The sequence below is a fragment of the Streptomyces sp. NPDC002888 genome (genome assembly GCF_042888465.1).
GTDB lineage: Bacteria > Actinomycetota > Actinomycetes > Streptomycetales > Streptomycetaceae > Streptomyces.
The window spans coordinates 86,975-112,302 of sequence record NZ_JBIAPU010000006.1 but is presented as its reverse complement, the minus strand read 5'-3'; the positions used below and the strand labels follow the sequence as shown (position 1 = coordinate 112,302).

The following is a 25,328-nucleotide window of genomic DNA, read 5'->3' as shown; positions in this document are numbered from 1 at the left end:
ACAAAAGACTGCGCTGCGTGAACGTGGATCCAGGCATCTGCAAGCAAACATCATGCCCGGCAGCCACAAGTGCTCTCATCTCCGCCGGGAAGGTCGAGGAATACCGCAGCGAAATCTACGCAAGGCGCCGCACCTGGCCAGAACAGACGTGGGATCTGAACTGGGGAGGCCCCGTCTCGATCCGAGAGGACGGAACTGTCCTGGCCATGCGTCTACTGCGGTTGGAAAAGAGCACGAGCGCTGCAGCCGCCTCAACGTGACCTGCCTGTAGGCTCACTGGCCCATGTTCTGCACGGGCGGAGGAGGCACCGTCAAACTCTCGGCGCTTTCTCCCGCCACGCTGGATCAAGTGCACCCGCAGTTCACGTGTTCGCGGCTACTCCCCCGCCCGGACGGCGACGAGCGACAGAGGCCGGCGTTGGGCGTTGCACAGAGGCATTGGGGGTGCGGCCACGACCTCTATCGTCAGGCGCACGCGGAGAAGGCGGACCAGGGGGCGCCGTCACCGTCGCCGCGAGATCGTTCAGCGTTGCGTTCACCACCGGCCAGCACATGTCGAGCGTGTCGCGGTTCGGGGTGTGTCCGGTCTGTTTCTCCGCCAGAGGGTGGACGAGATTCCTGCACTGCCGGATAAGTTCCGAGGCCAGTTTGGCATCGTGCTCGATCCATTTGTTCTCGTACGCGAAGTCCAGGAAGTCTTTCAACCCCATGTTCCGCAACGGCTTCGGCATGCGTGCGCCTGCGGCGCGGGTCTGCGCAGCATGCGCAAGCACCCCCTCCAGAAGGCTGCCCAGCATGATGACCGCCGACGTATAGGCGCCGTGCTCGTAGCAAATGCGTGCCTCGTCCAGCCGGAGTTGCACGGTGGCGGCGAGTTCCGGGTCGCTCACCACCTCCGTCACGGAGACCTTCAGCTCGACACGCGGCAACCGCCGTACCTCGTCCTCGAAACCGGCTTCACAGCGGACGAGGACCAGCTGGCCTCCGTCTTCGCCGATCCGGCGTCCGTCGAGCACGAGTACCTCGTTGAGCCGCTTCAGCGTGGCGTGGTACTCCTGCTGCTGGTTGTAGTACTCAAGGCGGTTCGCCAGGCGCAGGATTGCGCGCTCGGCGTCGTCCATGCCGTCCTCCTGCCGCTCCTTGAGGAGTTCCCGGGCCCACTTGTGCCTCGGTGTACTTCCGTCGTACTCCGGAACGTCATCCCAGCCCGCCCGCTGGAAGAACGCGGCTATCTCGTATCCCTTCCGGTAGAGCAGTGGCGCCTCGTCCCCGCAGATCAGGTGGGCGATCTCCGTCAGTGTGCTGTCGTCGAAGACGTCGTTCACATCAGGCTCCTTCGAGAGATACGGACGCGTCCTCATCGAGCATCGCGTCGAGTTCATCAGCAGTGAGGTCGGTGTCGTCCACGTCGATCGGAGCCCATGTGCTCCCCGAGTCGCCCTGGACCTCCTCTGTGACTCCGGGCCGGATACCCAAAGCGTCAAGGCGCTTCCACAGCGGAGCCAGCGAATCCTCCGGAGACAGGGCGAACTCGCTGCTGCGTACGCGCCAGAACTGCCAGCCCGCCCGGCGTAGTTCTCGCTCCCGCTCGTAGTCGTCACGGATCTGGTCAGGGGTGGAGTGATACGGGCTGCCGTCGCACTCCACGGCGAGGCGACCCGCCTCTCCGACGACGACGAGGTCGATGCGTTTGCCGCTGACCTTCCACTGCGGGACGACGTGGTAGCCGCGTTCCTTGATCCTTCGGAAGACCCGCTGCTCGAAAAGGGACTCAAACGGCTTGCTCGGCTGGTCGGGCGAGACGGCGGAGAGGCTGGGAGAGCTGCCCTGGAGTTCCGGTGGCGCCTGCATATAGGTGAGCAGGGAGTGGCGCAGGTCCCTGCTGCTCAGCTGGTCCGGTGTGACGGAGGTGAACAGCCACATCTGGTCGCGCGCCCGGCTGGCAGCCACGTTGAACCGCCTTCCGCTCCCCTGGCCGGTCGCCCGGGTGTGACCGGCGTCGATGACCATCGAGAGCAGGACGACGTCCCGTTCGTCCCCCTGAAACTGTTCGGCCGTGCCGACACGTATGTTGTGCCGCTGACGGATCGCGGGGTCGATCCGTGTGTCGATGAGATTTTCCAACAGCCTCGTCTGGTGTCCGGAACGGAGCACGATGACCCCGAAACTCCTATTCGCGTACGCGTCGTCCTCCGCAAGTTCCTGCAACGTGGCGACGATACGTTCTGCCTCGGGCCTGTTGACCAGGGTCTCTCCCCGTCCCTCGCAGTGGCCCTCATGTACATGGACGACTTCGAGGGGCCGCAGCCGATCCGCTCCGTATTGCCGCAATGGCACGAGTTCGTTGTCGGGATAGAACTGGGTGGAGGACCACTTGATGATCTCCGGCATGCACCGGAAGTGCTCGGTAAGCCGGATCGTCTCGGTAAAACGGGCGGACAACAGGGCATAGAGGTTGGACTTGGGGCTGAGCCCGTCCCGCTGCCAGTCGATGAGATTAGGCAGGAGTGAGTCGAGGAGTTCGTCGAACCGCTCATGCTTGCCACCCGTGTAGAACGGGACACACTGCTTGTCGTCACCCACGACGATGATCCTCGGAGCCAGCCACAGCAGCATCAGCCCATCCAGACCGACCTGGCTCGCCTCGTCCACGATGACGACATCGAAGGCGTCCGGCTCGGGATCAATCATTTCGGCGACCTGCTTGATCGGCATGACCCAGGCCGGGACCGCGGCACGCGCCTCACGCATCGCGGAACGGGCGTTCTTCAGATGCCGCTTGCCGAGTTTCGTCATTCCCTTGCCTGCGTTCGACATGGCCGACGCATAGGCGCTCAGTGCCTGTCTCTGTCCGGCCGTCATCCGGTCCAGGCAGTGGTACAGCGCCCGGTCGGCCGCCAGTTGGGTCACCGTGTTTTTCAACTGCGCCTCGACTGCTTCCAGTTCCCCTTCGAGCTTGGCTTCCTTGCCAGGCGTGAGCATCGCGTCCTGGAAGGTACGCGCCCGCCGCCATGCCCAGGCTCCGTCCAGGTCCACAAAGCGGTTCTCCCAAGCCACCTCGGTCGGCGACTCGGCGAAACGCCGGGCAAGTTCAGGGTGGTCCTCGGACAGTCGTTCCAGGAGTTTGCGAGCCTCCCGGCGATCGGCCTCACGGTTAAACGCCTCGGTCACTGAGTCGATTGCGGACGCGTACGCCTGCGGATCACGGGCGGTGACAGCCCGATGCACCTCTGCCAGTTCGGCCACGCCGCGGGCATCGGGCCTCGGCAGTTGCTCGGCGAGGGACCGCAGCGTCTCCTCCGCCTCACGGGCGCGGAGCAGCCGTTCCGCGCCGTTCGCCGACGTACGGACGTCGTCCCACTGCTGTGCCGTCCGCACCGTGGCCTTGATCCGGGCCTTGAGCAGGACGTCGTGCAATGTACGCACGGAGTGGGTGAAGCCGTCTGCCGCTCGGAGCGTCGGCACCCGGTCCAGCAGCTCCGACAGAGCCACCGCCGTGGAGCCCTCGGCCGCTGGCGCGCCGACGCTCTGCCAGCGCTCGTTCAGCCGCCGGACGCACTGGCGCGCCGCCAGATGGGCCACGACTGCGGAGATCTCGTCCGGTGTGCTGGGCAGCCGCCCGTCCACCCGGCAGTCCCGCAGGAGGACTTGGGCTTCCTTCTGCACCGGCCTCAGAGCGAGTTTACGCAGCTTGCCACCACCTCTCAGGTGCTGTTCGAGGTCCTTCCCAGCGGCGATGAGACGCGATTCCTCGGCAAGCGTCACATCGGGTACGTCAAGCACGGCGAAGGGCATGTTCTGAAGCACGCTCTGCACACTCTCGGCGCGCGCGGACGACTGACGTACTCCCTCCCACAACTGCTGTCGCCGGCCTGCCATTCCGTCCTGCAGAGCACACGTGATCCACTCGTCGGGCGGCCAGGCGGCGGGATCGCCCGGCAGGCCCTCGCTCTGCAGTGCGTGTTCCGCCGCGTCCAGCAGTGCAATCAGCGTCGTAATCAACTCACTGCCCTGGTCGGCGAGTTCGAGGGCGAGCGTGTCGGACGCTGGTGCTGCGCAGGCACGTATGGCCGTGTCCAGGGCATTGACCGCCTCTTCGAACAGCACCGGTGCGACGAAGTCTGCGGGGTCCGGGCAGCGGGCGGCATGCTCGTCCATCACCCTGGCCCCATGCCGGGACACCAGACCCAGCAGGCGCTGGGCCTCGTCCTGGCTCAGCAAGGGTTCCATCGGTGCCGAGGCCGGCAGGGCGGGCATCCAGTCGTACTTCGGTGCACCAGCAGTGACGGTCTCGACGATCTCCGCAAGCCGCCCCTGGTAGCCAGGTGCCACGTCGAGGTGTTCGTACCACTCCGCCTCACGAACGGCACGGAGTTCGTCACGGAGCCGCGCGCGGGTGTCCGAAAGTTCCGAGCGCAGCGCCTCGTGGCTCTTGATCTTTACGCCGAGACGCTCCGTCGACTGGGTGGCGCTGAGCTGGGAAAGCGCGCGCACGGACTGTTCGAGGTCGTCGCTGCCGTCCTGACGCCGGTCGCCCTGGAGGACGCACAGGCTACGCAGTTCGGGTGGCAGTTGCCGCCGCAGGACCTTCAGCGCCTGGCCCTTCTCACTCGTCACGAGCACTCGCTTGCCGTCCGCCAGCAAGGCGCACACGAGGTTGGCGATGGTGTGCGTCTTTCCCGTGCCGGGTGGTCCTTGAACGACAACGCCAGTATCAGCCTGAAGGCGCCTCAGTACCTCCCGCTGGGCTTCGTTCGACAACAGCGGGAACAACGGGTCGGGGCCGAGGGCGGGCGGCACATCGCGGCCCCCTGCCGTACCCCACACCCGGCGGTCCTCTGCTTCCAGCTTGTACAGCAACTGAGCCAGACCCAGCGGAGCGATGGCACCGGGCTGGGCAAGGCGGTTCGCGATGCCGTCGTAGAAGTTCACGAGGGCGCCCTGGCCCCGCTGACGGAGAATGATCGCTGGCGAGAACCCGAGCGTGGGCACCGGCAGCCCCGGGTCGGCGGGCGGGCGGCCCCAGCCACGGTGGAACGCCACCGTGCGATCGGTGCCGAACGCCCTCTCCGACCAGTCACCGAGCACGTCTTGGGAATCACGGGACAGCGGATGGAACCCTTCCGCGTCGACACGGTCCCGCAGCGGGCCCAGCAGACGGGTGCTGTAGCCCTCGTCCGCGTCAAGGAACTCGCTGTCCTCCATCCTCACGGGGTCTCCGGGTGCGAGAGCGACGGTGATGGACATGTCCGTGGAATTCACGGTGAGTATCAGCGGCACCGTCAGAATATGCCGGGCGATGCGCGCCGACGGACGTGCAGCTCCGACGATCAAGAATCCGGCGCCCAGAACCGCCTCGTATTCCTCGCCGTCCTGCTGAATCTTGGTCGCCATTCGGTACAGCTGCTGATAGAGCTCCCTATACGGCCGGTCGATGCGCTCTTTTTCCGACCACTTGCGCCACACATCGACCCATCGCGTGTAAGCGCGCAGCACGTCATGCGCTTCCTCCCGGCGGATCTCGGAGACCTCGAACAGATCTCCGTTCTCGTCCTCCTGCCAGCCCTGGCCCGGTCCCGACTCGGCCAGCGGGGGTGCTTCGGGCGTCGCTGTGGTTGCGGCCTCGGGATCGACCCACCGCGCCAGCACCTCGGGCAGCACAGGAGCCGGGCGAGGCGGGCGGTGTGCCACCTTGAGCAGCGTCCGGTCGGCGTCCGGGTGCCGCCGGAGTTTGTCGTCCGGCAGGCCGGAGAGCCAGAGGACCTCCGGATACTTCTGCCAGTCGCGCACCGGCTTATACGACCCGCGAACGATTTCGCGCATATATTCGACAAGTTGACGCGTGCGGTGGACCGCCTCCGGATTGTCCGCTCGGAGTGCAGAGTTAAGAGACACCTATCCCCCCAGTCATGGCTCGATGGAAAGCCTTCCAGGATGTGGGAGAGGAGCGGTGTCATCAACAGGAACCGGCGAGTAATGAGGTGAACAAGCCACATTCCGCGAAAGTTGGCTGTAACCCGGCCAACCGTTAGGAGCGAACCCACGTGTGGCGATCACGTGCCGCCATGTACACCGACTCGACCTTGTCCGGTCGCCAGCCAGCCTTGAGGTGCTTGAACGCCGCGATGTCGCGCTCCCGAAGGACACGTACGTCCCGGAGTGACGGCACGACCTGCAGCCCTGCCACCGCCACGAAGGCGAGCACCGGCTGAACCTCGACTGGAAAGCCACACGCACTCGTCAGCGCAGCTGAGGCCCGCCGCGCCTCAGCTCGACTCTTTCGCACGTGGGGGTACGACTGGCCGCCTATGCGAACAAAGTCGTCGCCCACCCAAACGCGCGCTCCGTGGTGGCACTTCGTGTTGAAACAGAAGGCTCCGCCCGGGCCAATCAGGACGTGGTCGATGTCAACATCACCGGCCAGGGGTATGGAATGCAGAACTCGCCAGCCTCGTCGCGCCAGCCTCTCCAACTCCGCTCCCACCCGGCGCTCGCCGGCCAGTCCGGTGCGCCAACTGTCCGCCTCCAGACGCCGACCGGACAACCTGGCCAACGCCCACCGCCAGAAACCGGGCGTCAGCTCGTCCACCTTCATCTGCAGCGCGTCTCCCGGGCGGTTCCCGGCAAGGTCGTCCTCAGAACGCAGCGCCTTGTGCGCCACCGGCCCAGGTAGCGCAGCGAGATAGGGAGCAAGTACGTCAAGTACCGCATCTCGCTGCCCTTCAACGAGGAGCTGCAGATACCCGGTACGACGGTCGAGCCAAGCAACCTTCTCGCCGTCCGACCGATTCACGTATAGACGGTCATGTCCGTAACGCTTCCACACGGAGACCCGTAAGCCGCTCACGCTCCCACCCCCGTTCCACCAATGAACATGTGACCAGGGCCAGGAACAACGAGCAAGACCGCCTCCTGTCTGCGCCGAGCATGCCGGTGGCCGAGGTCGTCGACACTCCCCACCTGGTTCTGCGAGCGTTGCCAGGGCACATCCAGGGCACATGAGCCTGGGAAACGGCGCCGAGTAGTGAGAACTACCGAGAGCCGTTTCCGCAGCTCAGCGCACATCGCCCCAAGAAACCCCAGGTCAGCCTCCCGCCCCTCCCATTCGCTGCACTAGTGGGCGCGGGCGACCCCACTGGCCACCATTGTTGACCCCTGTTTCTGGCACTGCTGTGGCACGCAGGCACGAGTGAAGAGGTGAGGGGACCACCCACTAACCTTCGACCTATACACAGGCGTTACAATAGATGGCCAATAATCGCATGCCGCACAGGAGGTGAAAGTCACTTCCGGAATGCCAGCGTCGGTATCTGCTACCCCGTCACTACACTCAGGGAGCATTTTTGTGAGCGAGTTCATTTCCCCTGATGACACCCGTTACGACGAGCGGGCTCGGGCTCTCGTCCGTATTGGCCGCGAGGCTATCGCCGTGGCCGACGAAGAGAAGCTGGATTCTTATTTCGCCGACGGCTTCGCCTTTCACGGGCCGGACGGTGATATGACCTATCAGCAGCTCCGGTCCTTCTTCGCCGCCATGCGCGCCGCGTTCGAAGGATTCTCCTGCGAGCGGCGGTCCATCGTTAGTCAGGGAGCTTTCACCGGTTGCCGAACCTCCATGTCGGGCAAGTTCACCGCCCCCTTCGAGGCATCCCCGGTGGGTACCATCGAACCCAACGGGGAGGCGATGAGGCTCGAGCTGATCAACATCTTCCGTTACGACGAGGACGGCAGGCTGGCCGAGGAATGGGTGCAGTACGACAACCTCGGATTCCTCCGTCAGTTGGGCGTCGACCTCACCGAGGGGCGATAATCCCTCCGCCCAGAGGGACTTCCCAGCCTGACGCCGCACACCGGCCAGCGCCCGTGCCCACGGGTACGCCTCCGGGTTGCCCCGCTTCGGCGGATGCGACACATACCCGTCCGGGCCGTCGAGAACGAGGGCGCCCTGTTCCCTCAGCGCAGCGACCGAGCGGGCAACCGAAGGCTGCGCGCCCTGCGCCTGGTTGAAGTACGGCATCGCCACGACGGGCACACCCCTGTGCGACCTCGGCACCACCCTGCGCCGTCTCACGCGCGGGGGCTGGCTGTGAAGTACTGCGTCCACTGCACCGAGCCGATCGAGCCCGGCGAGGAGTACACGACGGTGATCCCCCTCTCAGACTCGGCCGCCCATGCCGGAGCCGACCTCAACTCGCCGGATCGTCGACCGCCCCATGACGCTTAGCGAGGAGAGGGGACTGAAGAGGTCTTCTCAGGCCAACCCGAGTGACCGAGATCGCCGTCCCCGTGGCGCTGCTGATCGTCCTCGACATCCACGTCCGCCGCTGGCGCCCTCGCACCTGACGGCCCAGCCCCATCAAAAAGCCCCCGCCCCGCGAAGAACTCGCAGGTCGGGGGCTTAAAGGCGTCCGCTTACTTCTTCTTGCCCTGGTTCTTGACCGCCTCGATCGCAGCCGCGGCCGCCTCCGGGTCGAGGTACTTGCCGCCCGGGGTCACCGGGTTGAAGTCGGCGTCGAGTTCGTAGTACAGGGGGATGCCCGTCGGGATGTTCAGGCCCGCGATGTCGGCGTCGGAGATGCCGTCGAGGTGCTTGACGAGGGCGCGCAGCGAGTTGCCGTGGGCGGCTACGAGGACCGTGCGGCCGGTGAGGAGGTCGGGGACGATGCCGTCGTACCAGTACGGGAGCATGCGGAGGACGACGTCCTTGAGGCACTCCGTGCGGGGGCGCAGCTCCGGGGGGATCGTCGCGTAGCGCGCGTCGTTCGCCTGGGAGAACTCCGAGTCGTCGTTCAACGGCGGGGGCGGGGTGTCGTAGGAGCGGCGCCACAGCATGAACTGTTCCTCGCCGAACTCGGCGAGGGTCTGGGCCTTGTCCTTGCCCTGGAGGGCGCCGTAGTGGCGCTCGTTCAGGCGCCAGCTGCGGTGGACCGGGATCCAGTGGCGGTCCGCGGACTCCAGCGACAGCTGGGCGGTGCGGATCGCCCGCTTCTGGAGGGACGTGTGGACAACGTCGGGCAGCAGGCCGGCGTCCTTGAGCAGCTCACCGCCGCGGACAGCCTCCTTCTCGCCCTTCTCGTTGAGGTTGACGTCCACCCAGCCGGTGAACAGGTTCTTCGCGTTCCATTCGCTCTCGCCGTGGCGGAGGAGGATCAGCTTGTACGGTGCGTCGGCCATGCGTATGAGCGTAATCCAAGGCTTTGGGCGGGAGCGCGGGTGCCCGCAGGGCGGACGGCGGGCCGGTCGGTTGACTGGATTTGTTAATTGAGTGGCCTCCGACAACCGCCGGATTGTAAGTTGTGATCACGGTAGGAGCCACTTACATCCGTAGCCACCCGCCTGAGCCGCTTGTATCCGTTTGTATCCGTGGGGGGATCCCGCCATGTCCGTCGCCACTCTGAGACGTGCCGCCCGCGAGACCGTCTCCGGGCTTCCCCGTGAGTTCTGGTGGCTGTGGACCAGCACGCTCGTCAACCGGCTCGGTGCGTTCGTGGCCACGTTCATGGCCCTGTACCTGACGCTCGACCGCGGGTACTCCGCCTCCTACGCCGGCCTGGTCGCCGCTCTGCACGGGCTCGGCGGGGTCGTCTCCTCGTTAGGGGCGGGGGTGATGGCCGACCGGCTCGGGCGGCGGCCGACGATGCTCGTCGCGCAGGTCGCCACCGCGTTCTCCGTCGCGCTGCTCGGGTTCGTGCACGACCCGGCCGCCATCGCGGCCACGGCCTTCCTCGTCGGGATGGCGTCCAACGCCTCCCGGCCCGCCGTGCAGGCGATGATGGCCGACATCGTGCGGCCCGAGGACCGGGTGCGCGCCTTCTCGCTCAACTACTGGGCCATCAACCTCGGCTTCGCCGTCTCCTCCATGGCCGCCGGGTTCATCGCCGAGGTCAGTTACCTCGCCGGGTTCCTGATCGAGGCCGGGATGACCCTGGTGTGTGCCGTCGTCGTCTTCCTGAAGCTGCCCGAGTCACGGCCCACCCCCGAAAGCAGCGCCAAGGAAACAAGAGACGACGTCGGGCTCCGCACCGTCCTGCGCGACGGCCGCTTCATGGGCGTCGTCGGCCTGTCCTTCCTCGTCGCACTGATCTTCCAGCAGGGGGCGATCGGCCTGCCCGTGGCCATGGGCGACGCCGGGTTCGCGCCCGCCGACTACGGCATGGCCATCGCCGTCAACGGGGTGCTGATCGTCGCGCTGCAGATCCCGGTGACCCGTTTCATCGAGCACCGGGATCCCAAGCGGCTGCTCGTCGTGTCGTCCCTGCTGGCCGGATACGGTTTCGGACTCACCGCCCTCGCCGGGTCGGTCGGCGTCTTCGCGCTCACGGTGTGCGTGTGGACGCTGGGCGAGATGGTCAACGCGCCGACGCAGACCGGCCTCGTCGTCCGCCTGTCACCGGTGCAGGGCCGCGGACGATACCAGGGCATGTACACGCTGTCCTGGAGCCTCGCCGCCCTCATCGCCCCCTTGATGTCCGGCTTGGTCATCGACCGGTTCGGGGCGGAGTGGCTGTGGGGACTGTGCGCCGTCATCGGCACGGTGGCCGCGGTCGGGTACGCGGCGCTGATGCGGCGGCTGCCCCAGGAGGAGCCCGTCGCCGTGGTGCCGAAGGCGTCCGCCGCCGAGCCCGAGGCCAGCCCGGCCTGACGCCGGTGCCCCCAAAGAGCCGTCCAAAGAGCCGTCACGGGTGCATCCGCGCGCCCTTCAGCACCTTGTCCACCGCGTTGCGCGGCCCATACAGCGAGATCCCCACCAGGTCCAGCTCGCCCGTCGGCACCGCCCGTACCGCCGCCCGGTTGTCGCGGTCGTTGCCCGTCGTGAACAGGTCACTCGTGAAGACCGTCCGGGGCAGCGCACGGGACAGCACGCGCGCGTGGGCCGCCGTGAGCGTCTCCTTCGTGCCCTCGAAGACCAGCACCGGCTGGCGGAACATGGGCAGGTAGCCGACGCCGTCGGCGTCCTCGTACGGCTCGCCGATCACCTCGGGGACCGTCGTGCCGAGGCCGCTGACGAGGAACGCGGTGACGTTCAGGCGCTGCCAGGGCTCCAGGTCCTCCCGCAGCAGGACGGCGATCTTGGTGTCGAAGCGAATCGGTTCGGTGCTCATGCTCGTGCTGGCGCTCATGCTCGTGTTCATGCACTGAGACTGCCGACCCTCGTACGACACCGTCTTGTACGTTTTTTGCATGGCGGCCAAACCAGGGGCTCACCCAGCGGCTCACCAGGAGGTCTCCGCCTGGCGCCCGCGCGTCCCGGGTGTGGTGGAGGTGTTCCACGCCCACTTCACCGAGCACTCCTACCCGATGCACGTACACGAGGCGTGGACGCTGCTGATCGTGGACGACGGCGCCGTACGGTACGACCTCGACCGGCACGAGCACGGCACTCCGCGCGACACGGTGTCCCTGCTGCCGCCGCACGTCCCGCACAACGGCTCGCCCGCCACCCCGCTCGGCTTCCGCAAGCGGGTCCTCTACCTCGACGCCACGCACCTCACGGACGACCTCATCGGGCCCGCCGTCGACACGCCCGACCTGCGGGATCCCGTACTTCGGCGGCGTGTGGGGCAGTTGCACACGGCGCTGACCCGCCCCGGCGAGGAACTGGAGGCGGACAGCCGGCTGACGCTGATCGGGGAACGGCTGCGGGACCATTTCCGGCACACGGTACGGTCCCCTCGGCCGGACCCCGCCCTCGCGCGCCGGCTGCGGGAACTCCTCGACGCCTGTGTCGTCCAGGGCATCTCCCTGGAGCGGGCCGCCGACGTCGTCCAGGCCCATCCCGCCCATCTCGTACGGGCGTTCAGCGGCGCGTACGGCATCGCACCGCACCAGTACCTCACCGCCCGCCGCGTCGACCTGGCCCGTCGGCTCCTTCTCGACGGGCGGCCCCCGGCGGAGGTCGCCGCTGCGGCCGGCTTCTACGACCAGGCCCATCTCACCCGCCACTTCAGGAAGTTGGTGGGGGTGACGCCGGGTCGGTACGGAGATCGGCGGAAGCCTGACGTCCGCTGACCACCGCCGATAGCGTCGCATCCATGGATGAGACACGGAACTCACAAGACGTACACAAACCGCAGGAGTCGCCCACCTCGTCCGCCCGGCGCACCGTGCGGTTCGGACGCCTCTCGACCGCCGTCGCGGGGGCGGCGGCCCTGGTGGCCCTGAGTGTCGGCGCGGCCCTCGCGGCCACGTCGTCGGACAGCGGTCCGTCGCCCGAACCGAGCCCGTCGTACAGCGAACCGCAGGGCGACCAACCCGGCGACGGCAGCGGCGGAAGCAGTGGCGGCGACGAGCCGAGCCCGAACCCCAGCCAGCCCTGGCCGAGCCCGTCCCCCACCGATGTGACCGACCCGCCGGTACCGCCGGACGACCCGGGCGCCCCCGACCCCAGCAACCCGCCCGCCGACCTCGACGAGCTCAACCGGCGCATCACGGAACTCGACCGGAAGGTCGATCAGCTGCCCACGAAGAAGGAACTGGCCGACGCGCTCCGCGCCTTCGCCGACGAACTCGACAAGCCGGCCCGGCCCACGCCCGAGCCGTCCACCCCTGAGTGATCGAGCCGACCAGGCCAACACCCCCGGGCCACCCGTCCACCCGGCCCGGGGTCAGCCGGCCCGGAGTCAGCCGGTCACCTCGCCTCACTCCCCCGTCTCACTCCCCCCGTCTCACTCCCCCGTCTCGCTCCCCGCCCGCCGCGTCAGATGCGCGAACGCGTCCAGGTTGCGGGTCGACTCGCCTCGCGACACCCGCCACTCGTACTCCTTGCGGATCGCGGAGGCGAAGCCCAGTTCGAGGAGGGTGTTGAAGGCGCCGTCGGCGGCTTCCAGGACCTGTCCGAGGAGGCGGTCGATGTCGTCGGGTGTTACGGCGGACAGGGGGAGCTTGGCGGTGACGTAGACGTCGCCGAGGTGGTCGACGGCGTAACTCACGCCGTACAGCTTGAGGTTGCGCTCCAGGAGCCAGCGGTGGACGCCTGCCTCGTTCTCGTCGGGGTGGCGGATGACGAAGGCGTTCAACGACAGCGAGTGGCGGCCGACGATCAGGGAGACGGTCGTCTTCAGCTTGCGGGTGCCGGGGAGCTGGACGACGTAGGTGCCGGGTTCGGGGCTCTCCCACTCGAGTTCGGCGTCCTTCAGGAACCCCTCGATGAGCTGTGCGGTCTTCTCGACATCACCCATGGTGGGAGCGTACGCGACGGCGGTGGGCCTGGATCGCGGCCGTGTAGACGTCGGCGGTCGCGGCGGCGGCGGTGTCCCAGCCGAAGGACAGGGCGTGCCGGGCGGCGGCCGCGCCCATGCGGGACTCCAGCCCCGGGCGGTCGGCGAAATCGGCCAGCACGCGCGCGTAGGCGGCGGGATCGTGGCCCTGGACGAGGAAGCCGGTCTCGCCGTGGCGTACGGCCACGGGCAGGCCGCCGACCGAGGCGGCGAGCACCGGCGTACCGGCCGCCTGTGCCTCTATGGCGACCAGGCCGAACGATTCACTGTAGGAGGGGACGACCAGGAGGGACGCGGCGCGGAACCAGTCGGCCAGCTGGTCCTGGCCGACGGGCGGGCGGAACCGTACGACGTCGGCGATGCCGAGTCGCGCGGCCAGCTTCTGCAGGCCCTCCGGCTTGGCGAGGCCGCTGCCGCTGGGGCCGCCGACCACGGGGACGACGATGCGGGAGCGCAGCTCGGGGCGCTCGTCCAGCAGGACCGCCACCGCGCGCAGGAGGATGTCGGGGGCCTTGAGGGGCTGGATGCGGCCCGCGAAGAGCGGGACCAGGGCGTCCTGCGGGAGGTCCAGGCGGGCGCGGGCGGCGGCGCGGCCGTCGGCGGGGCTGAAGCGGTCGAGGTTGACGCCCGGGTGGACGACGGCGACCTTGCCGGGGTCGGCGTGGTAGTGCCGTACGAGTTCGTCGGCCTCCTCCGCCGTGTTGGCGATGAGGCGGTCGGCGGCGTCGACGATCTGGGTCTCGCCGATGACGCGGGCGGCGGGTTCGGGGGTGTCGCCGTCGGCCAGGTTGGCGTTCTTGACCTTGGCCATGGTGTGCATGGCGTGCACCAGGGGGGCGCCCCAGCGCTGGGCGGCGAGCCAGCCCACGTGGCCGGAGAGCCAGTAGTGGGAGTGGACCAGGTCGTAGTAACCGGGGCGGTGGCCGGCCCACGCCTGCATCACGCCGTGGGTGAAGGCGCACAGCTGGCCGGGCAGCTCCTCCTTGGCGAGGCCCTCGTAGGGGCCGGCGTCGATGTGACGGACGAGGACGCCGGGGGCCATCTGCACGGTCGGCGGGAGGGCGGCCGTCGTGGACCGCGTGAAGATCTCGACCTCGATGTTGAGCGCGGCGAGGCGTTGCGCGAGCTCCACGATGTAGACGTTCATGCCGCCGGCGTCGCCGGTGCCGGGCTGGTGGAGCGGGGAGGTGTGCACGGAGAGCATCGCGATGCGGCGGGGGCGGCGGTGCAGACGCAGCCGCGAGGGTGCCGCCGAAGAGCGACGCCCGAGCCTGCTGACGTAGTGGCTCACGTGGCGTTCCTCCTTGCTGCGGGCAGGCGGGCAGGAGGGTGGGCCACACCCTCCAAGGGGGTGCAACACCGGAGGAAGCACCTCCCATTCCGGCCCTCTCGATTTTTGCCGGGGTATTACCGAACATCGCTCAACCGTTCGAGCGTGGGGTGCGTCACGTGTCGCTTCGGCCCTTCCGCTTCCGCCTACCCTCATACGCATGCCATCCCGCGCCACCCCCCGCCCCGTGGGCACGGTCACGCGCGGGACCACCAATCCGAACCGGCTGCGTCGCATGGACCGCTGGATCGCGGCGACGCACGGCCGTGAGCTGCGGCGGGCCGGTGATCCCGTCGCGGTCGACCTCGGCTACGGAGCGGCCCCCTGGACCGCCGTCGAACTCCTCACCCGCCTCCGCTCGGTCGCACCGCACGCGCGCGTGGTGGGCGTCGAGATCGAACCGGCCCGGGTCGCGGCCGCGCGGCCGTACGCGCGCGAGGGGCTCGCCTTCCGGCACGGCGGCTTCGAGATCCCGATCCAGGAGCGGCCGCACCTCGTGCGCGCCGCCAACGTGCTGCGGCAGTACGACGAGGACCAGGTCGCCGCGGTCTGGCAGCGGCTGTGCGCGCGGCTCGCACCGGCCGCCCCCGAGCGCGGGTCGCGGGGCGGGCTGCTGGTCGAGGGAACGTGCGACGAGATCGGGCGGCGACACGTGTGGGTCGCGCTCGGCCCCGAGGGCCCGCGCACCGTGACGTTCGCGACCCGGCTGGGCTCCCTGGAGCGGCCCTCGGACCTCGCGGAGCGCCTGCCGAAGGCGCTCATCCACCGCAACGTCCCGGGCGAACCCGTGCACGCCTTCCTGCGCGACTTCGACCGCGCCTGGGCGGCCGCCGCGCCCTACGCCTCGTACGGCGCCCGCCAGCGCTGGATCAGGGCGGTACGGGACCTCACGGCCGACTGGCCGGTGACGGACGGGCCGGCGCGGTGGCGGCAGGGGGAAGTGACCGTGCCGTGGGGGGCGTTGGCACCGCGCGCGTGACGCGGAAGGCCTCACACCGCCCCTCGCCACTCCCACCGACCTGCGGGGAACGATCTATGTGAGTCGTTCGTCACACAGGCGGGGAGATCGTCTTGTGGGGAGGGCGAAAGGGGAGGGAAAAGGGGAGAGAAACGAGGGAAGCGTTCCCTCTGTCGTTTTGCGCCACGCCATGGCACGATCCCTCAGGCGTCCATATGTTACTGACAGTTAATCAGTTTGGGGGAGGGCGTATGCGACCGGGCAAGCGCGGCCTTTTGGTGGCGGCCGTGACCGTTGTCTGCGCGATCACCGTGCTGGGGGCACCCGGCACCGCGTTCGCAAGCCCGAGCCCCACGCCGTCACCGACCGCGACCACGCCTGCTCCCAAGCCCGGCAAGGACCTCGAGGCCGTCCGCGAGAAGCTGGACGCGCTGTACCACGATGCGGCCGTGGCCACCGACGCCTACAACGCCGCCGAGGAGAAGGCCGAGAAGCAGTCCGCCGAGATCGTCGAGCTGGCCAGGAAGATCGTCAAGGGCCGGGAGAGGCTGGACGAGCTGAAGGACCACGCGGGCGCCGCGGCCCGCTCCCAGTACCGCACGGGCGGACTGCCCGACGAGGCACAGCTGATGCTGAGCGACAACCCGCAGGCGTTCCTCGACGGCGCGGGTCGCGTACAGCAGGGCCAGCGCGCCACCAAGGGGCTCCTCGCGGAACTGACCCGCACCCAGCAGGACTTGGAGCAGTACTCCAGCGACGCCTCCGCCCAGTGGCAGAAGCTGGAGTCCAACCGCAAGACCAAGGCCGAGGCGCAGAAGAAGATCGAGAAGCAGATCTCGGCGGCCGAGAAGCTCGAGTCCCAGCTGGAGAAGAAGGAGAAGGAACGCCTCGCCGAGCTGGAGAAGGAGGCCGCGGACAAGGCCCAGACCGCCTGGCTGGACTCCGGCGCCCTCGAGGAGGTCGAGGGCAAGGCGACCGAGCAGGGCAAGAAGGCCGTGAAGTTCGCGACGGCCCAGATAGGCAAGCCGTACGTATGGGGCGCCGAGGGGCCCGACTCGTACGACTGCTCCGGGCTGACCTCACAGGCGTGGGCGGCGGCCGGCCAGGGCATCCCGCGCACCTCGCAGGAGCAGTGGCGGCAGTTGCGGCACGTCGACGTCAAGGACATGCTCCCCGGCGACCTGATCATCTACTTCGACGACGCCAGCCATGTCGGGATGTACATAGGCGACGGCGCCATGATCCACGCCCCGCGGCCGGGACGGACCGTGACGGTCGCGGGAGCGGGCTCGATGTCGATCCTGGGAGTGGTCAGGCCGGGCACGTGAGGCTCGGGGTGCGCAGATTCTGGCCATACAACCCATGTGGGCCCATATCGCTCCGAGATGAGACTCGGACCACGTGACCCAGCGCACGCCAACCGGCCGCCAAACCCTGGGCGGGCGTGACCTTCGTCATCCCTGCTCCGCGGCCTTCCTGTCCAACTGCGCTCCATAAAGCGGCATATGACAGAGGTCTGACGCGAAGCCGCGTGTCTCACGCCATTCCGCTGCGGCGTCCTCTACCGCTATGGTCCCCGTCGGTGGTCGAGGTCCCTCGCCCCCGCCAGCCCTCGGGGGGAGGGAAGGAACTCAGGACAATGCCCGTACCAATACCGCGGCAGAGAGCGATCCCGGCCGCGGAGTGTGGTCAGGCGCAGGCCGCGCCCGTAGGTGTCGGCCCCTCCAAGGATGTAGCCACGAGCAAGGAAGACGTGGCCGACAGCGCCACCCAGACCAACCTCACACTGCTGCTGATCGAGGACGATCCCGGCGGCTCGCCGATCGTGCCCGATCTGCTGGACTCGGCCGGCAAGCCGATCCGCGTGCGCACCGCCCGCAACCTCACCGAGGCCGGGCGGCTGCTCACCGACGACGTCCACTGCATCCTGCTCGACCTCGCGCTGCCCGCGCCCGGCCGTGACGCGGGTGACGACGAGCTCGCCGTGCTCCGGCACGTACTGGAGCTCGCGCCGCGGCACGCCGTGCTGGCCCTGACCGCGTCCGGCGACGCCGAGCGCGGCACCGAGGCGGTGCGCGTCGGCGCCCAGGACTACCTCTTCCGGGACGAACTGGACGGACGGCTGCTGAGCCGGGCGATCCGGTACGCGGTGGAGCGCAAGCGTTCCGACTCCGCGGAGCGGCGGCTCGCCGAGGGCCGGGTGCGCGCCCAGGAGAACCGGCGTCTGGAACGGGGCCTGCTGCCCACGCCCCTGCTGGAGGGCTCCTCGCTCCGCTTCGCCGCCCGCTACCGCCCCGGCCGCTCGCGCGCGCTGCTCGGCGGCGACTTCTACGACACCGTGCGCACGCCCGACGGCACCGTGCACGCCATGATCGGTGACGTCTGCGGGCACGGGCCGGACGAGGCGGCGCTCGGCGTGGAGCTGCGCATCGCGTGGCGGGCGCTGACGCTCGCGGGGCTGTGCGGCGACGAACTGCTGGGGACCCTTCAGCAGGTCTTGGAGCACGAGCGCTCCGACGACGAGATCTTCGCGACGCTGTGCACGGTGGACATCGCGCCGGACGGCCGCCGTGCGGGCCTGTGCCTGGCCGGCCATCCGGCCCCGCTGGTCGCCCGCCCCGGACGGCCCGCCCAGCTGTTGCCGTACGAGAACAACGGCCCCGCCCTCGGTCTGCTGCCGGGTGCGCGCTGGCCGCGCATGCAGGTGGAGCTGGGTTCGGAGTGGAGCCTGATGCTCTACACCGACGGGCTGATCGAGGGCCGCATCGGCGAGGGCCGGGAGCGGCTCGGCCAGGACGGCATGGTGAAGATGGTGCGCCGCCAGCTCTCCGAGGGTTTGCGCGGGGAGGAGTTGCTGCGGGCGGCGGTGAATGAGGTGCGGCAGCTCAATGGTGGGGAGCTGACGGATGATGTGGCGGTGCTGCTGCTGGATCGGATGGGCTGAGCGGGACCGCGCCGTTTCAGGTTTCGTTGTATGCCGAGTGCCGGCTCCGCGGTGGCTGGTCGCGCCCCGCGATGGAGCCGCATGTCGACACCGCCCCGCGCCCCTTTGAGGGCGCGATTTCAGCGGCCGCCGTTGTACGGCCCGTAAGGTCCGTCGCTGCTGGAGCCGCGGCTGCGGCCGCCGCCCGAGAGGCCGCGCAGGGCCGGTCGAACGTCGACCATGTACACGATCGTCGCGATCAGCCCGATGATGGGCAGGAACGACAGGATGTTGAAGATCAGGTTCACCACGAAGGCGATCCCGAGGACGATCAGCCAGAACGGCTTGGTCTTCTTGTCGGCCGCCCGATAGGCGTCCTCGCGGCGCGTGGCGGCGTCGATCAACGCAAAGCCGCTGAACAGGATCAGGGCCATGCTCAGCAGCCACATGAACCCTGCGAACCCCTGCATCAACACAACGTCCACCACCTGTATCGGCTCGTCGTTACGCGGTCACCGTACCCGCAACCGCAAGCCCACTACCCGGAACAACGGGCCGGGCACTCAGGAAGTGCCCGGCCCGTTACTTGCTGATCCGGCTCGTCGGCGTCACTTGGCCGGCGGCGTGGTCTTCTTCGCGGTGGTCTTGCGGGCGGCCGGGGCGGTCGGGGTGGCCTTCTTCGCGACGGGCTTCTTCGCCGGGGCGGGCTCCACCTTGGCCTCGGCGGGCTTCGGCTGCTCCTTGGCCGCGACCGGCGCGGGCTTCGGCTCGGCCTTCGGCTCGGTCGTCGCCTGCGGCTTCGGCTCGGCCTTCGGCGCGGCCTCCGGCTCGACGACGATGGCCAGTTCCTCGATCTCCTCGGCGGCCTCGCCGCGCCAGGTCCGCACGGCCTGCTCGCCGTGCTCGGCGACCTTCTCGTAGGTCTCGCGGGCCCTGACCGCGTACTCGGCGGCGACGCCGACGCCGCGCAGGGCCAGGTCCTGGGCGGTCTCGCCGATCTTCTTCAGGTCGGTGTCGAGGGTGCTGCCCAGCTTCTTCAGGTCGACGTCGATGGTGCCGATGAACTCGCCGACCCTGGCCTGGATGGCCTCCTGCGCCTCCTTGGCCTTCACGCCGGCCTCCTTGGCACGGGCGGCGGCCTTCTCCTGCACGGCCTTCGGGTCGGTGCCGCGGACGGCGTCGAAACGGGCCGGGGCCTCGGTGCGCAGCTGCTCGACCAGGCCGGGCACCTTCTTGGCCTGCTGGAGGGCCAGGTCGGCGGTGCCGGCGGCGAAGTAGAGGGGGGTCGGGTCGCTGAGGGTCTTGCGCAGGTCGTCGGTGATGGCCATGGTGATGGTCCTCCCGGATTCGCTTTCGGCTGAGGGTTTTGGTGGTCCGCAGTCAGGCGGCCGGTCCCCTGGTCCGGTCAACTGGCCGTCTGCTGCGGATCGGCTTCGCTGCCGCCGGCAGTGCGGGTCCCTTGTACGGCGGTGCCGTCGCCGTCGGGCGTGCGGGTGCCTCGTATGGAGGCGTCGCGGTCCTGGGCGTCCGCCGCGCCGTCGCTCTCCGCGGTGCGGACGGCGACGACCTCGAATCCGTTCTCCTTGCGGAAGGACTCGTAGATCTGGAGCAGCGCCTGCTTCTGCTGCTCGGTCAGCGTGGGGTCGGCGAGGATGACGGCGCGCGTCTCGACCTCGTCGCGGTCGCGCTCGGCGTCAAGGATGCCGGCGCGTACGTACAGCGTCTCGGCGGAGATCCGCAGGGCCTTGGCGACCTGCTGCAGCACCTCCGCGCTCGGCTTGCGCAGCCCTCGCTCGATCTGGCTCAGATACGGATTGGACACCCCGGCGGCGTCGGCGAGCTGCCGCAGCGACAGCTGCGCGTTGCGCCGCTGTTCGCGCAGGTACTCACCGAGATTGCCGACGTTGAGCGATGCCATGCCTCCACCTTGCACCACCGACGCTAACTATTGCAAGCACCTGCTTGCAATAGTGCGCCACGCCACGAATACGGGAGATTGTGACTCGCAGCGATAACTGTCACTTCGCAGGGATTTCTGTCACCAGTCGTCCGTAGTCGCCGAGCCGCACAGTGTGACTGATGTCCTGTCGTACGGAAGCTGGGGTGTGACCCAGATACGCCAGAAACCCGCCACGGGATGATCTTGGAGCCCGGATGGCCCGCTACGGGGTGTCGCCCGCGAGGGTGCTGACGCGGTTCTCGTACTCGCGGCGGGCCTTGCGCTGTGCCGGGACCGCCGAGGTTCCTGGGCTGCCGTCGAGGAGCCGGCAGTGGATCGCGGGCGCGGCGGTGACGCGCAGGGTGTAGCCCTGGCTGCGCCGTACGGTGACGCCCTGGTCGAGCGTGGCACGCTCGGCGGGCTGCAGGTCGGCCGCGCGGAGGAAGTCGGCGACCTTGCCGGGCATGTCGAGGGCGACCGGCAGCTCCGGGGCCGGGGCGTCCGGAGCAGCGGCCGTGTACTCGGGCAGGAGGTCGGCGACGGCGGTTCGGATGGCGCCGCGGCTGACGTCGTGGTCGCGGGCGAGGGCGGCGATGGAGCGGCCTTCCAGATACGCGGTGCGCACGGCGTCCACCTTCCCCGCCACTACGGCCGGGCGGCGGCCGCCCTTGTGGCCCTTGGCCTCGGCCGCCCTCAGCCCGTCGTAAGTCAGCTCGCGCTGGAGGTCACCCTGGAGCTCCCCGGCGGCGGCGAGGGTCTGCACCATGAACTTCACGGTGGACAGCAGCTCCCCGGTGCCGCGGACACCGCTGTTGGCGATTCCCCGAGTCAACACGGAGGTGCGGCTCGTCCGGTGCGGCACGCGTCAACGCAGGTTCGAGTCAGCCGATGGAGGAGATGCCGCCCTCGCGGGCGTCGAGTAGCTCGTCCCAGTGCTCGGCCGCCCATTGGCACGCGGCGGCCAGCGGCTCCAGCGTGCTGCGGCCTAGCGGTGTCAGCGCGTACTCCACCCGCAGTTTCGGGTCGGCGTGCACGGTGCGTGACACGAACCCGTTCCGCTCCAAGCCGCGGAGCGACTGGGTGAGCGCCTTCGGGGTGACGCGACTCAGTGGTACGCGGAGTTCGGAGTATCTGCGCGGGCCGTCGTCCAGGCAGCGGAGGACCATGGATGCCCATTTGTCACCGAAGCGGAAAGGCAGCAGCGAGGACGGGCACAGCTCGTCGAACAAGTCGGGTGGCAGCGGTGGCCGTTGCGTCATTGAGGGTCTCCCGTCTCAGGTCTTGGTATCCAGCTGGTTACCGACCTTCTGGATATCTTCCGGAGCATCGACTCAACGGGAGGTATTCCGACGATGGGCAGGATCGTGGTTGTCGGGGCGGGTGGCTGCCCGACTGCTCGACAACCTCACCGATCCGCACCCGTCCTCCTCTGGCCGGAGGGCAGTCGGCTTGCCGCACCTCAAGTCAACGTCAGATTTGCAGTAACGGGCGTCGAATGAACACCATCATTTCGACCTATAAAGGTAAGGCAGGACATTATGCGTGCAGCCCGCTTCCATGAATACGGCGGAGCGGAGAGCCTGGTGATCGAGCAGGCCCCCGACCCCCACCCCGGACTTGGTGAGATCCGTGTCCGCGTCGCGGCGGCCAGTGTCAATCCCATCGACTGGAAGCTGCGCGCCGGCACCCTGCACCAGCTGATTCCCCTGGAGCTACCCGCCATCCCCGGGCGCGACGCCGCCGGCGTGGTCGACGAAATCGGTGACGGAGTGCAGGGGGTGAGCATCGGCGACCGCGTCTTCGGGCTGGGCGGTGTCACCGGCGCAACCGCAGAGCTGGTCATCCTCTCAGCCTGGGCCCACGCCCCCGACACGTGGAACGATGAGCAGGCCGCGGGCGCCGGCCTCGCATCCGTGACCGCGATGCGTGGCCTGAACGCGCTCGGCTCCCTGGCGGGGCGCACCCTTCTCGTCGAGGGCGCCGCCGGAGGCGTGGGCGGCGCGGCAGTCGAGATCGCTGTGGCACAAGGTGCCACCGTGATCGGGACAGCCAGCGAACGCAACCACGAGTTCCTCACCTCTCTCGGCGCCGTTGCCACCACCTACGGCCCCGGCCTCGCGCAGCGCCTCTCCGCTCTCGCTCCGCACGGCGTCGACATCGCGCTCGACACCGCGGCCTCCGGATCCCTGGACGACCTCGTCGCGATCACGGGCGACCCGACACGCGTCGCGACGGTCGCCGACCACGCAGGCGGGCAGCGCCTGGGCACGCATGTGGTCAACGCGGAGAACGACTCCACCCTCCTGTCCGCGGCCGCGGAACTGGGCCGGCAAGGCCGCTACACACCCCGTATCGAACAGACCTACCCCCTGGAGCGGATCGCCGACGCCCACGCGCACGCCGAGCGCGGACGCACACGCGGAAAGATCGTGATCTGCATCTGAAGCGGGGGCACGGCGCAGATGCGCCAGGTCCGCCAAGCGATGGGTGCACGGTGACCTGCACCCCGCGAACGTCGTCGTCGCGGACGGCATACTGGCAGGCGTCGTCGACTTCGGCGCACTCTTCGCTGGCGACCCGGCCCGGCCCCGGGAAGCTGAACCTGGGCAAGGTCCCGGACCGGCACGATCAGTTCGCTGCCTCCGAGGTTCAAGGTGACTGCCCAGCGACGAGTCCAGCCATCCGAGAGATCCAGATCCTGACGTCCAGATTCAACCGATGCCCGTACGAGCAGGTCGTCCCAGCGGCAGCGGTGTGATCACACCGCCGCCGTTCCAAGGTCTGCCGCAGGCAGCAATCCGTCCTCGTCGGCCATGCCTTCAAGCAAACGCCCGCCCACGGTGCCCGCACCAGCACGCTTCGAAATTGGTGACAACCCGGCTGCGAACACGAACCTTGTGACAACTAGCCCGAGCAACTGGTGACAACTATCGCTGCGAACTCGACCTAGAGGACCAGGTCAGACCCCCCGCTCGGTGACAGTTATCGCTGCGAGTCACAGAGATCAACTCGCCTGCGCGTGTGTCTGACCTGTATCGCTGAAGGCGGGCCAATCTCGGTCTGTCCGAGCCATCGGGCTGTGTGTCTCAGTCAACCTTGGCCATCTGCTGTTCTGTCTCGCTCTTTCTGAGCCGCTGCCGCGCTTGACTGCCTACGGTTGTGCGACCGATGACAAGGCGACGGGGGCAACGATGCGCATCGCGGTGACGGGGGCGGCGGGCAGCCTGGGCCGACGGGTGGTGCAGTTGCTCGCGGACCGGGCCGACGTGGACGTCGTAGCGATGACCAGGCGGAAGCTGCCTGCCGAGGCGGTACCGCCGCAGGTGGAGGTCGCCGTTGCCGACTACGCCGATCCGCCCGCTCTGCGTGCGGCGCTGAAGGGCGTGGACGCTCTGGTCTTCGTCTCCAGCGACGGGCCCGATGCACGAGTGCTGCTGCACCACCGCAACGTTGTCGCCGCCGTGGCGGCCGAGCGCGTCGGCCATGTCGCGGCGCTGAGCAGCGTTGACGCCGACATGGCGTCCCCGTTCTGCTACGCCGTGGTCAACCGGCTCACCGAGGATCTGCTCCTGGCTTCCGGCGTCCCGTGCTCGTTCGCCAGGGCTTCGCTGTACATCGAGTTCTTCCAAGGCTGGCTCACCGAGGCGCGCGCGACCGGGCTGCTGAGGCTCCCGGCAGCGGACGGCAGGGTCTCTCTGGTGGCGCGCGACGACGTGGCCCGTGCTCTCGCCGCACTCGCGGTGGGTGAGCCGACCGGCCGTCACCATGACATCACGGGACCTGAGTCGGTGGACCTGGCAGGCATCGCCTCGATCGCGGCGGATGTGTGGGAGACGCCTGTCGCCTACGTGGACATCCCGGCTGAAACGTACTGTGCCGAGACTGCGGCGACCGGCCTGGATCCCTGGTGGCTCTACGCCTTTTCGTCCATGTTCGCCTCGGTGCGCGAGCAGCGCTGGGATCGAGTCCGAAACGATTATGCCCAGCTGACCGGCCGCTCCCCCATCGCTCTCCGCGACGTCCTATCAGCACACGGGTGAGAGAGCCGGACACCGCCGAGCGGGCAACGACGACGCTCAGCGGGGCCGACTCAAGCACTCAGTCACAGGTCGTTGTACTTGGTCAGCGCTGTGTGGGGGTGCTGGTGGAGCCTGAGGACTTCTGGCTGGAGTACGTCGACGGTCGTGGTGAGCTGCACAGCGGGCCGTTTGAGGCGATGTGGTCGACGCGTTTCGAGGCTGCCGGGCAGGTGCGGGCGTTTCCGTCGTACCGGGGGCAGCGCAACTTTCCCGGCTGGTACTGGGCTGCTACCAGTGGCGAGTTGGTGGGCTTCGAGTCGTGGGTGGAGCTCGGTCATCTGATGCGGATGTTCGGACAACTCACGGCTGAGCTACGGACACGTGAACGAATCCAAACAGCTTGACCTGTCACAGGCTCCCGAAATCGTGCAGGCTCAGCTTCTTCTGGACCAGCTCGAACGCCGACACGGTGCCTCCGTTTTCCCTGACTGCTACCGCCTGTGTGAACGTTTCTGGAGGGAAGTGGACAACCGGGCCCTGGTGCGCACAGGCAGAGACGCCGTGCTCCAGCGCATCCCCCAGCCGAACGCCAGCGGCCTCCCGGATCGCTTCGTCGCCGCCCGAACTCCACGAGTCCGGCGAGCGGCCAACCACCCCCAGGTGGCCAGATTCACCAAGCTGATCATCTCAATGGCACTACAGCCCGAACTGGAGCGCCGGATCGCACACATCACCGGCGAAACCCAGACCGAGTTCACACGGGTCTTTCCCCTGGACCGCCACCCTCGCGGCATCACGATCCCGTGGTTACGCCAAGGACTCGACGTCCTGGTGGAGGCAGTCGCCAAATGCCTCACCTCGACCGACAGACGAATCTGAACCGTCTCGCTCAATCTGACGCATGGCGCGTCAGAGCTTCACGCGTGTGGGGGATCACCCGGA

At 68.4% G+C, this 25,328-nt stretch carries 23 protein-coding genes and 1 pseudogene; 12 read left to right on the top strand and 12 right to left on the bottom strand.

Annotated elements, in window-relative coordinates; translation table 11 throughout:
• Positions 1 to 362 precede the first annotated feature (362 nt).
• The 3 genes from ACFYWX_RS11990 to ACFYWX_RS11980 all read right to left on the bottom strand — a co-directional run bounded on the left by ACFYWX_RS11990 (position 363) and on the right by ACFYWX_RS11980 (position 6,793).
• Positions 363 to 1,325 (bottom strand): hypothetical protein, encoded by a 963-nt coding sequence (locus ACFYWX_RS11990; protein ID WP_389423857.1) that lies wholly within the window; start codon positions 1,323 to 1,325, stop codon positions 363 to 365.
• 1 nt (position 1,326) lies between these two features.
• Positions 1,327 to 5,790, bottom strand: coding sequence for an AAA domain-containing protein (locus ACFYWX_RS11985; protein WP_389423856.1), 4,464 nt, complete (start codon positions 5,788 to 5,790; stop codon positions 1,327 to 1,329).
• Between the two features lie 238 nt (positions 5,791 to 6,028).
• The gene (locus ACFYWX_RS11980) at positions 6,029 to 6,793 is read right to left on the bottom strand and encodes a nuclease-related domain-containing protein (protein ID WP_389423855.1); all 765 of its coding nucleotides are present in this window, start codon (positions 6,791 to 6,793) and stop codon (positions 6,029 to 6,031) included.
• A 552-nt stretch (positions 6,794 to 7,345) separates the two neighbouring features.
• On the opposite strand from ACFYWX_RS11980, the gene ACFYWX_RS11975 reads away from it, so the two are divergent.
• Complete coding sequence (locus ACFYWX_RS11975) at positions 7,346 to 7,810, top strand: ester cyclase (protein ID WP_389423854.1); 465 nt, start codon at positions 7,346 to 7,348, stop codon at positions 7,808 to 7,810.
• A 602-nt stretch (positions 7,811 to 8,412) separates the two neighbouring features.
• On the opposite strand, the gene ACFYWX_RS11970 is transcribed toward ACFYWX_RS11975, so the two are convergent.
• Positions 8,413 to 9,174, bottom strand: coding sequence for a phosphoglyceromutase (locus ACFYWX_RS11970; RefSeq protein WP_389423853.1), 762 nt, complete (start codon positions 9,172 to 9,174; stop codon positions 8,413 to 8,415).
• 205 nt (positions 9,175 to 9,379) lie between these two features.
• Here ACFYWX_RS11970 and ACFYWX_RS11965 point away from each other — a divergent pair, with 205 nt between their 5' ends.
• Positions 9,380 to 10,642, top strand: a complete 1,263-nt coding sequence (locus ACFYWX_RS11965; protein WP_389423852.1) for an MDR family MFS transporter — start codon at positions 9,380 to 9,382, stop codon at positions 10,640 to 10,642.
• A 34-nt stretch (positions 10,643 to 10,676) separates the two neighbouring features.
• On the opposite strand, the gene ACFYWX_RS11960 is transcribed toward ACFYWX_RS11965, so the two are convergent.
• The gene (locus ACFYWX_RS11960) at positions 10,677 to 11,132 is read right to left on the bottom strand and encodes a DUF2000 family protein (protein WP_389423851.1); all 456 of its coding nucleotides are present in this window, start codon (positions 11,130 to 11,132) and stop codon (positions 10,677 to 10,679) included.
• Positions 11,133 to 11,181: 49 nt separating this feature from the next.
• Here ACFYWX_RS11960 and ACFYWX_RS11955 point away from each other — a divergent pair, with 49 nt between their 5' ends.
• Both ACFYWX_RS11955 and ACFYWX_RS11950 read left to right on the top strand, forming a co-directional pair.
• Positions 11,182 to 12,009 carry an AraC family transcriptional regulator gene (locus ACFYWX_RS11955; RefSeq protein WP_389423850.1) on the top strand — a complete coding sequence of 276 codons (828 nt, stop codon included), beginning with the start codon at positions 11,182 to 11,184 and terminating at the stop codon, positions 12,007 to 12,009.
• A 23-nt stretch (positions 12,010 to 12,032) separates the two neighbouring features.
• Positions 12,033 to 12,554: a hypothetical protein gene (locus tag ACFYWX_RS11950; RefSeq protein ID WP_389423849.1), complete on the top strand. Its 522-nt coding sequence runs from the start codon at positions 12,033 to 12,035 to the stop codon at positions 12,552 to 12,554.
• Positions 12,555 to 12,665: 111 nt separating this feature from the next.
• On the opposite strand, the gene ACFYWX_RS11945 is transcribed toward ACFYWX_RS11950, so the two are convergent.
• On the bottom strand, positions 12,666 to 13,178 hold the full coding sequence (locus ACFYWX_RS11945; RefSeq protein WP_389423848.1) for a YbjN domain-containing protein: 513 nt from the start codon (positions 13,176 to 13,178) through the stop codon (positions 12,666 to 12,668).
• A complete protein-coding gene (mshA, locus tag ACFYWX_RS11940) occupies positions 13,171 to 14,508 on the bottom strand; it encodes a D-inositol-3-phosphate glycosyltransferase (protein ID WP_389423847.1) in 1,338 nt (445 codons plus the stop codon). The genes ACFYWX_RS11945 and mshA overlap by 8 nt, the downstream gene beginning before the upstream one ends.
• Positions 14,509 to 14,707: 199 nt before the next feature.
• Here mshA and ACFYWX_RS11935 point away from each other — a divergent pair, with 199 nt between their 5' ends.
• The 3 genes from ACFYWX_RS11935 (at position 14,708) to ACFYWX_RS11925 (ending at position 18,449) form a co-directional block, all read left to right on the top strand.
• Positions 14,708 to 15,526, top strand: a complete 819-nt coding sequence (locus tag ACFYWX_RS11935; RefSeq protein WP_389423846.1) for a class I SAM-dependent methyltransferase — start codon at positions 14,708 to 14,710, stop codon at positions 15,524 to 15,526.
• A 230-nt stretch (positions 15,527 to 15,756) separates the two neighbouring features.
• Positions 15,757 to 16,833, top strand: a complete 1,077-nt coding sequence (locus ACFYWX_RS11930) for an NlpC/P60 family protein (protein WP_389423845.1) — start codon at positions 15,757 to 15,759, stop codon at positions 16,831 to 16,833.
• 311 nt (positions 16,834 to 17,144) lie between these two features.
• Complete coding sequence (locus ACFYWX_RS11925) at positions 17,145 to 18,449, top strand: PP2C family protein-serine/threonine phosphatase (protein WP_389423844.1); 1,305 nt, start codon at positions 17,145 to 17,147, stop codon at positions 18,447 to 18,449.
• 119 nt (positions 18,450 to 18,568) lie between these two features.
• On the opposite strand, the gene ACFYWX_RS11920 is transcribed toward ACFYWX_RS11925, so the two are convergent.
• The 5 genes from ACFYWX_RS11920 to ACFYWX_RS11900 all read right to left on the bottom strand — a co-directional run bounded on the left by ACFYWX_RS11920 (position 18,569) and on the right by ACFYWX_RS11900 (position 21,626).
• Positions 18,569 to 18,898, bottom strand: coding sequence for a DUF2516 family protein (locus ACFYWX_RS11920; protein ID WP_389424076.1), 330 nt, complete (start codon positions 18,896 to 18,898; stop codon positions 18,569 to 18,571).
• A gap of 138 nt (positions 18,899 to 19,036) precedes the next feature.
• Positions 19,037 to 19,756, bottom strand: coding sequence for a hypothetical protein (locus ACFYWX_RS11915; protein ID WP_389423843.1), 720 nt, complete (start codon positions 19,754 to 19,756; stop codon positions 19,037 to 19,039).
• 77 nt (positions 19,757 to 19,833) lie between these two features.
• Complete coding sequence (locus ACFYWX_RS11910) at positions 19,834 to 20,346, bottom strand: helix-turn-helix domain-containing protein (protein WP_389423842.1); 513 nt, start codon at positions 20,344 to 20,346, stop codon at positions 19,834 to 19,836.
• A gap of 244 nt (positions 20,347 to 20,590) precedes the next feature.
• Positions 20,591 to 21,202 (bottom strand): hypothetical protein, encoded by a 612-nt coding sequence (locus ACFYWX_RS11905; protein WP_389423841.1) that lies wholly within the window; start codon positions 21,200 to 21,202, stop codon positions 20,591 to 20,593.
• A 46-nt stretch (positions 21,203 to 21,248) separates the two neighbouring features.
• On the bottom strand, positions 21,249 to 21,626 hold the full coding sequence (locus ACFYWX_RS11900) for a winged helix-turn-helix transcriptional regulator (protein WP_371661552.1): 378 nt from the start codon (positions 21,624 to 21,626) through the stop codon (positions 21,249 to 21,251).
• A 279-nt stretch (positions 21,627 to 21,905) separates the two neighbouring features.
• On the opposite strand from ACFYWX_RS11900, the gene ACFYWX_RS11895 reads away from it, so the two are divergent.
• From ACFYWX_RS11895 to ACFYWX_RS11875, 5 genes and pseudogenes are all read left to right on the top strand, one after another.
• Positions 21,906 to 22,811, top strand: coding sequence for an NADP-dependent oxidoreductase (locus ACFYWX_RS11895; protein ID WP_389423840.1), 906 nt, complete (start codon positions 21,906 to 21,908; stop codon positions 22,809 to 22,811).
• 40 nt (positions 22,812 to 22,851) lie between these two features.
• Positions 22,852 to 22,950, top strand: a pseudogene (locus ACFYWX_RS11890) (phosphotransferase); the annotation flags it as partial.
• Positions 22,951 to 23,558: 608 nt separating this feature from the next.
• Positions 23,559 to 24,407: an NAD(P)H-binding protein gene (locus ACFYWX_RS11885; RefSeq protein WP_389423839.1), complete on the top strand. Its 849-nt coding sequence runs from the start codon at positions 23,559 to 23,561 to the stop codon at positions 24,405 to 24,407.
• Positions 24,404 to 24,790, top strand: a complete 387-nt coding sequence (locus tag ACFYWX_RS11880; protein WP_389423838.1) for a hypothetical protein — start codon at positions 24,404 to 24,406, stop codon at positions 24,788 to 24,790. Before ACFYWX_RS11885 ends, ACFYWX_RS11880 begins: the two co-directional genes overlap by 4 nt.
• Complete coding sequence (locus tag ACFYWX_RS11875; RefSeq protein WP_389423837.1) at positions 24,768 to 25,265, top strand: hypothetical protein; 498 nt, start codon at positions 24,768 to 24,770, stop codon at positions 25,263 to 25,265. The genes ACFYWX_RS11880 and ACFYWX_RS11875 overlap by 23 nt, the downstream gene beginning before the upstream one ends.
• Positions 25,266 to 25,328 lie beyond the last annotated feature (63 nt).

What these genes read in the sequence shown, in the direction of transcription:
- ACFYWX_RS11955 (WP_389423850.1), top strand. Translation starts at nt 11,182, where the DNA reads ATGGCGGCCAAACCAGGGGCTCACCCAGCGGCTCACCAGGAGGTCTCC.
- ACFYWX_RS11930 (WP_389423845.1), top strand. Translation starts at nt 15,757, where the DNA reads ATGCGACCGGGCAAGCGCGGCCTTTTGGTGGCGGCCGTGACCGTTGTC.
- ACFYWX_RS11920 (WP_389424076.1), bottom strand. Translation starts at nt 18,898, where the DNA reads ATGCAGGGGTTCGCAGGGTTCATGTGGCTGCTGAGCATGGCCCTGATC.
- ACFYWX_RS11970 (WP_389423853.1), bottom strand. Translation starts at nt 9,174, where the DNA reads ATGGCCGACGCACCGTACAAGCTGATCCTCCTCCGCCACGGCGAGAGC.
- ACFYWX_RS11910 (WP_389423842.1), bottom strand. Translation starts at nt 20,346, where the DNA reads ATGGCATCGCTCAACGTCGGCAATCTCGGTGAGTACCTGCGCGAACAG.
- ACFYWX_RS11945 (WP_389423848.1), bottom strand. Translation starts at nt 13,178, where the DNA reads ATGGGTGATGTCGAGAAGACCGCACAGCTCATCGAGGGGTTCCTGAAG.
- ACFYWX_RS11900 (WP_371661552.1), bottom strand. Translation starts at nt 21,626, where the DNA reads ATGACGCAACGGCCACCGCTGCCACCCGACTTGTTCGACGAGCTGTGC.
- ACFYWX_RS11965 (WP_389423852.1), top strand. Translation starts at nt 9,380, where the DNA reads ATGTCCGTCGCCACTCTGAGACGTGCCGCCCGCGAGACCGTCTCCGGG.
- ACFYWX_RS11915 (WP_389423843.1), bottom strand. Translation starts at nt 19,756, where the DNA reads ATGGCCATCACCGACGACCTGCGCAAGACCCTCAGCGACCCGACCCCC.
- ACFYWX_RS11885 (WP_389423839.1), top strand. Translation starts at nt 23,559, where the DNA reads ATGCGCATCGCGGTGACGGGGGCGGCGGGCAGCCTGGGCCGACGGGTG.
- ACFYWX_RS11950 (WP_389423849.1), top strand. Translation starts at nt 12,033, where the DNA reads ATGGATGAGACACGGAACTCACAAGACGTACACAAACCGCAGGAGTCG.
- ACFYWX_RS11895 (WP_389423840.1), top strand. Translation starts at nt 21,906, where the DNA reads ATGCGTGCAGCCCGCTTCCATGAATACGGCGGAGCGGAGAGCCTGGTG.
- ACFYWX_RS11960 (WP_389423851.1), bottom strand. Translation starts at nt 11,132, where the DNA reads ATGAACACGAGCATGAGCGCCAGCACGAGCATGAGCACCGAACCGATT.
- ACFYWX_RS11935 (WP_389423846.1), top strand. Translation starts at nt 14,708, where the DNA reads ATGCCATCCCGCGCCACCCCCCGCCCCGTGGGCACGGTCACGCGCGGG.
- ACFYWX_RS11925 (WP_389423844.1), top strand. Translation starts at nt 17,145, where the DNA reads ATGCCCGTACCAATACCGCGGCAGAGAGCGATCCCGGCCGCGGAGTGT.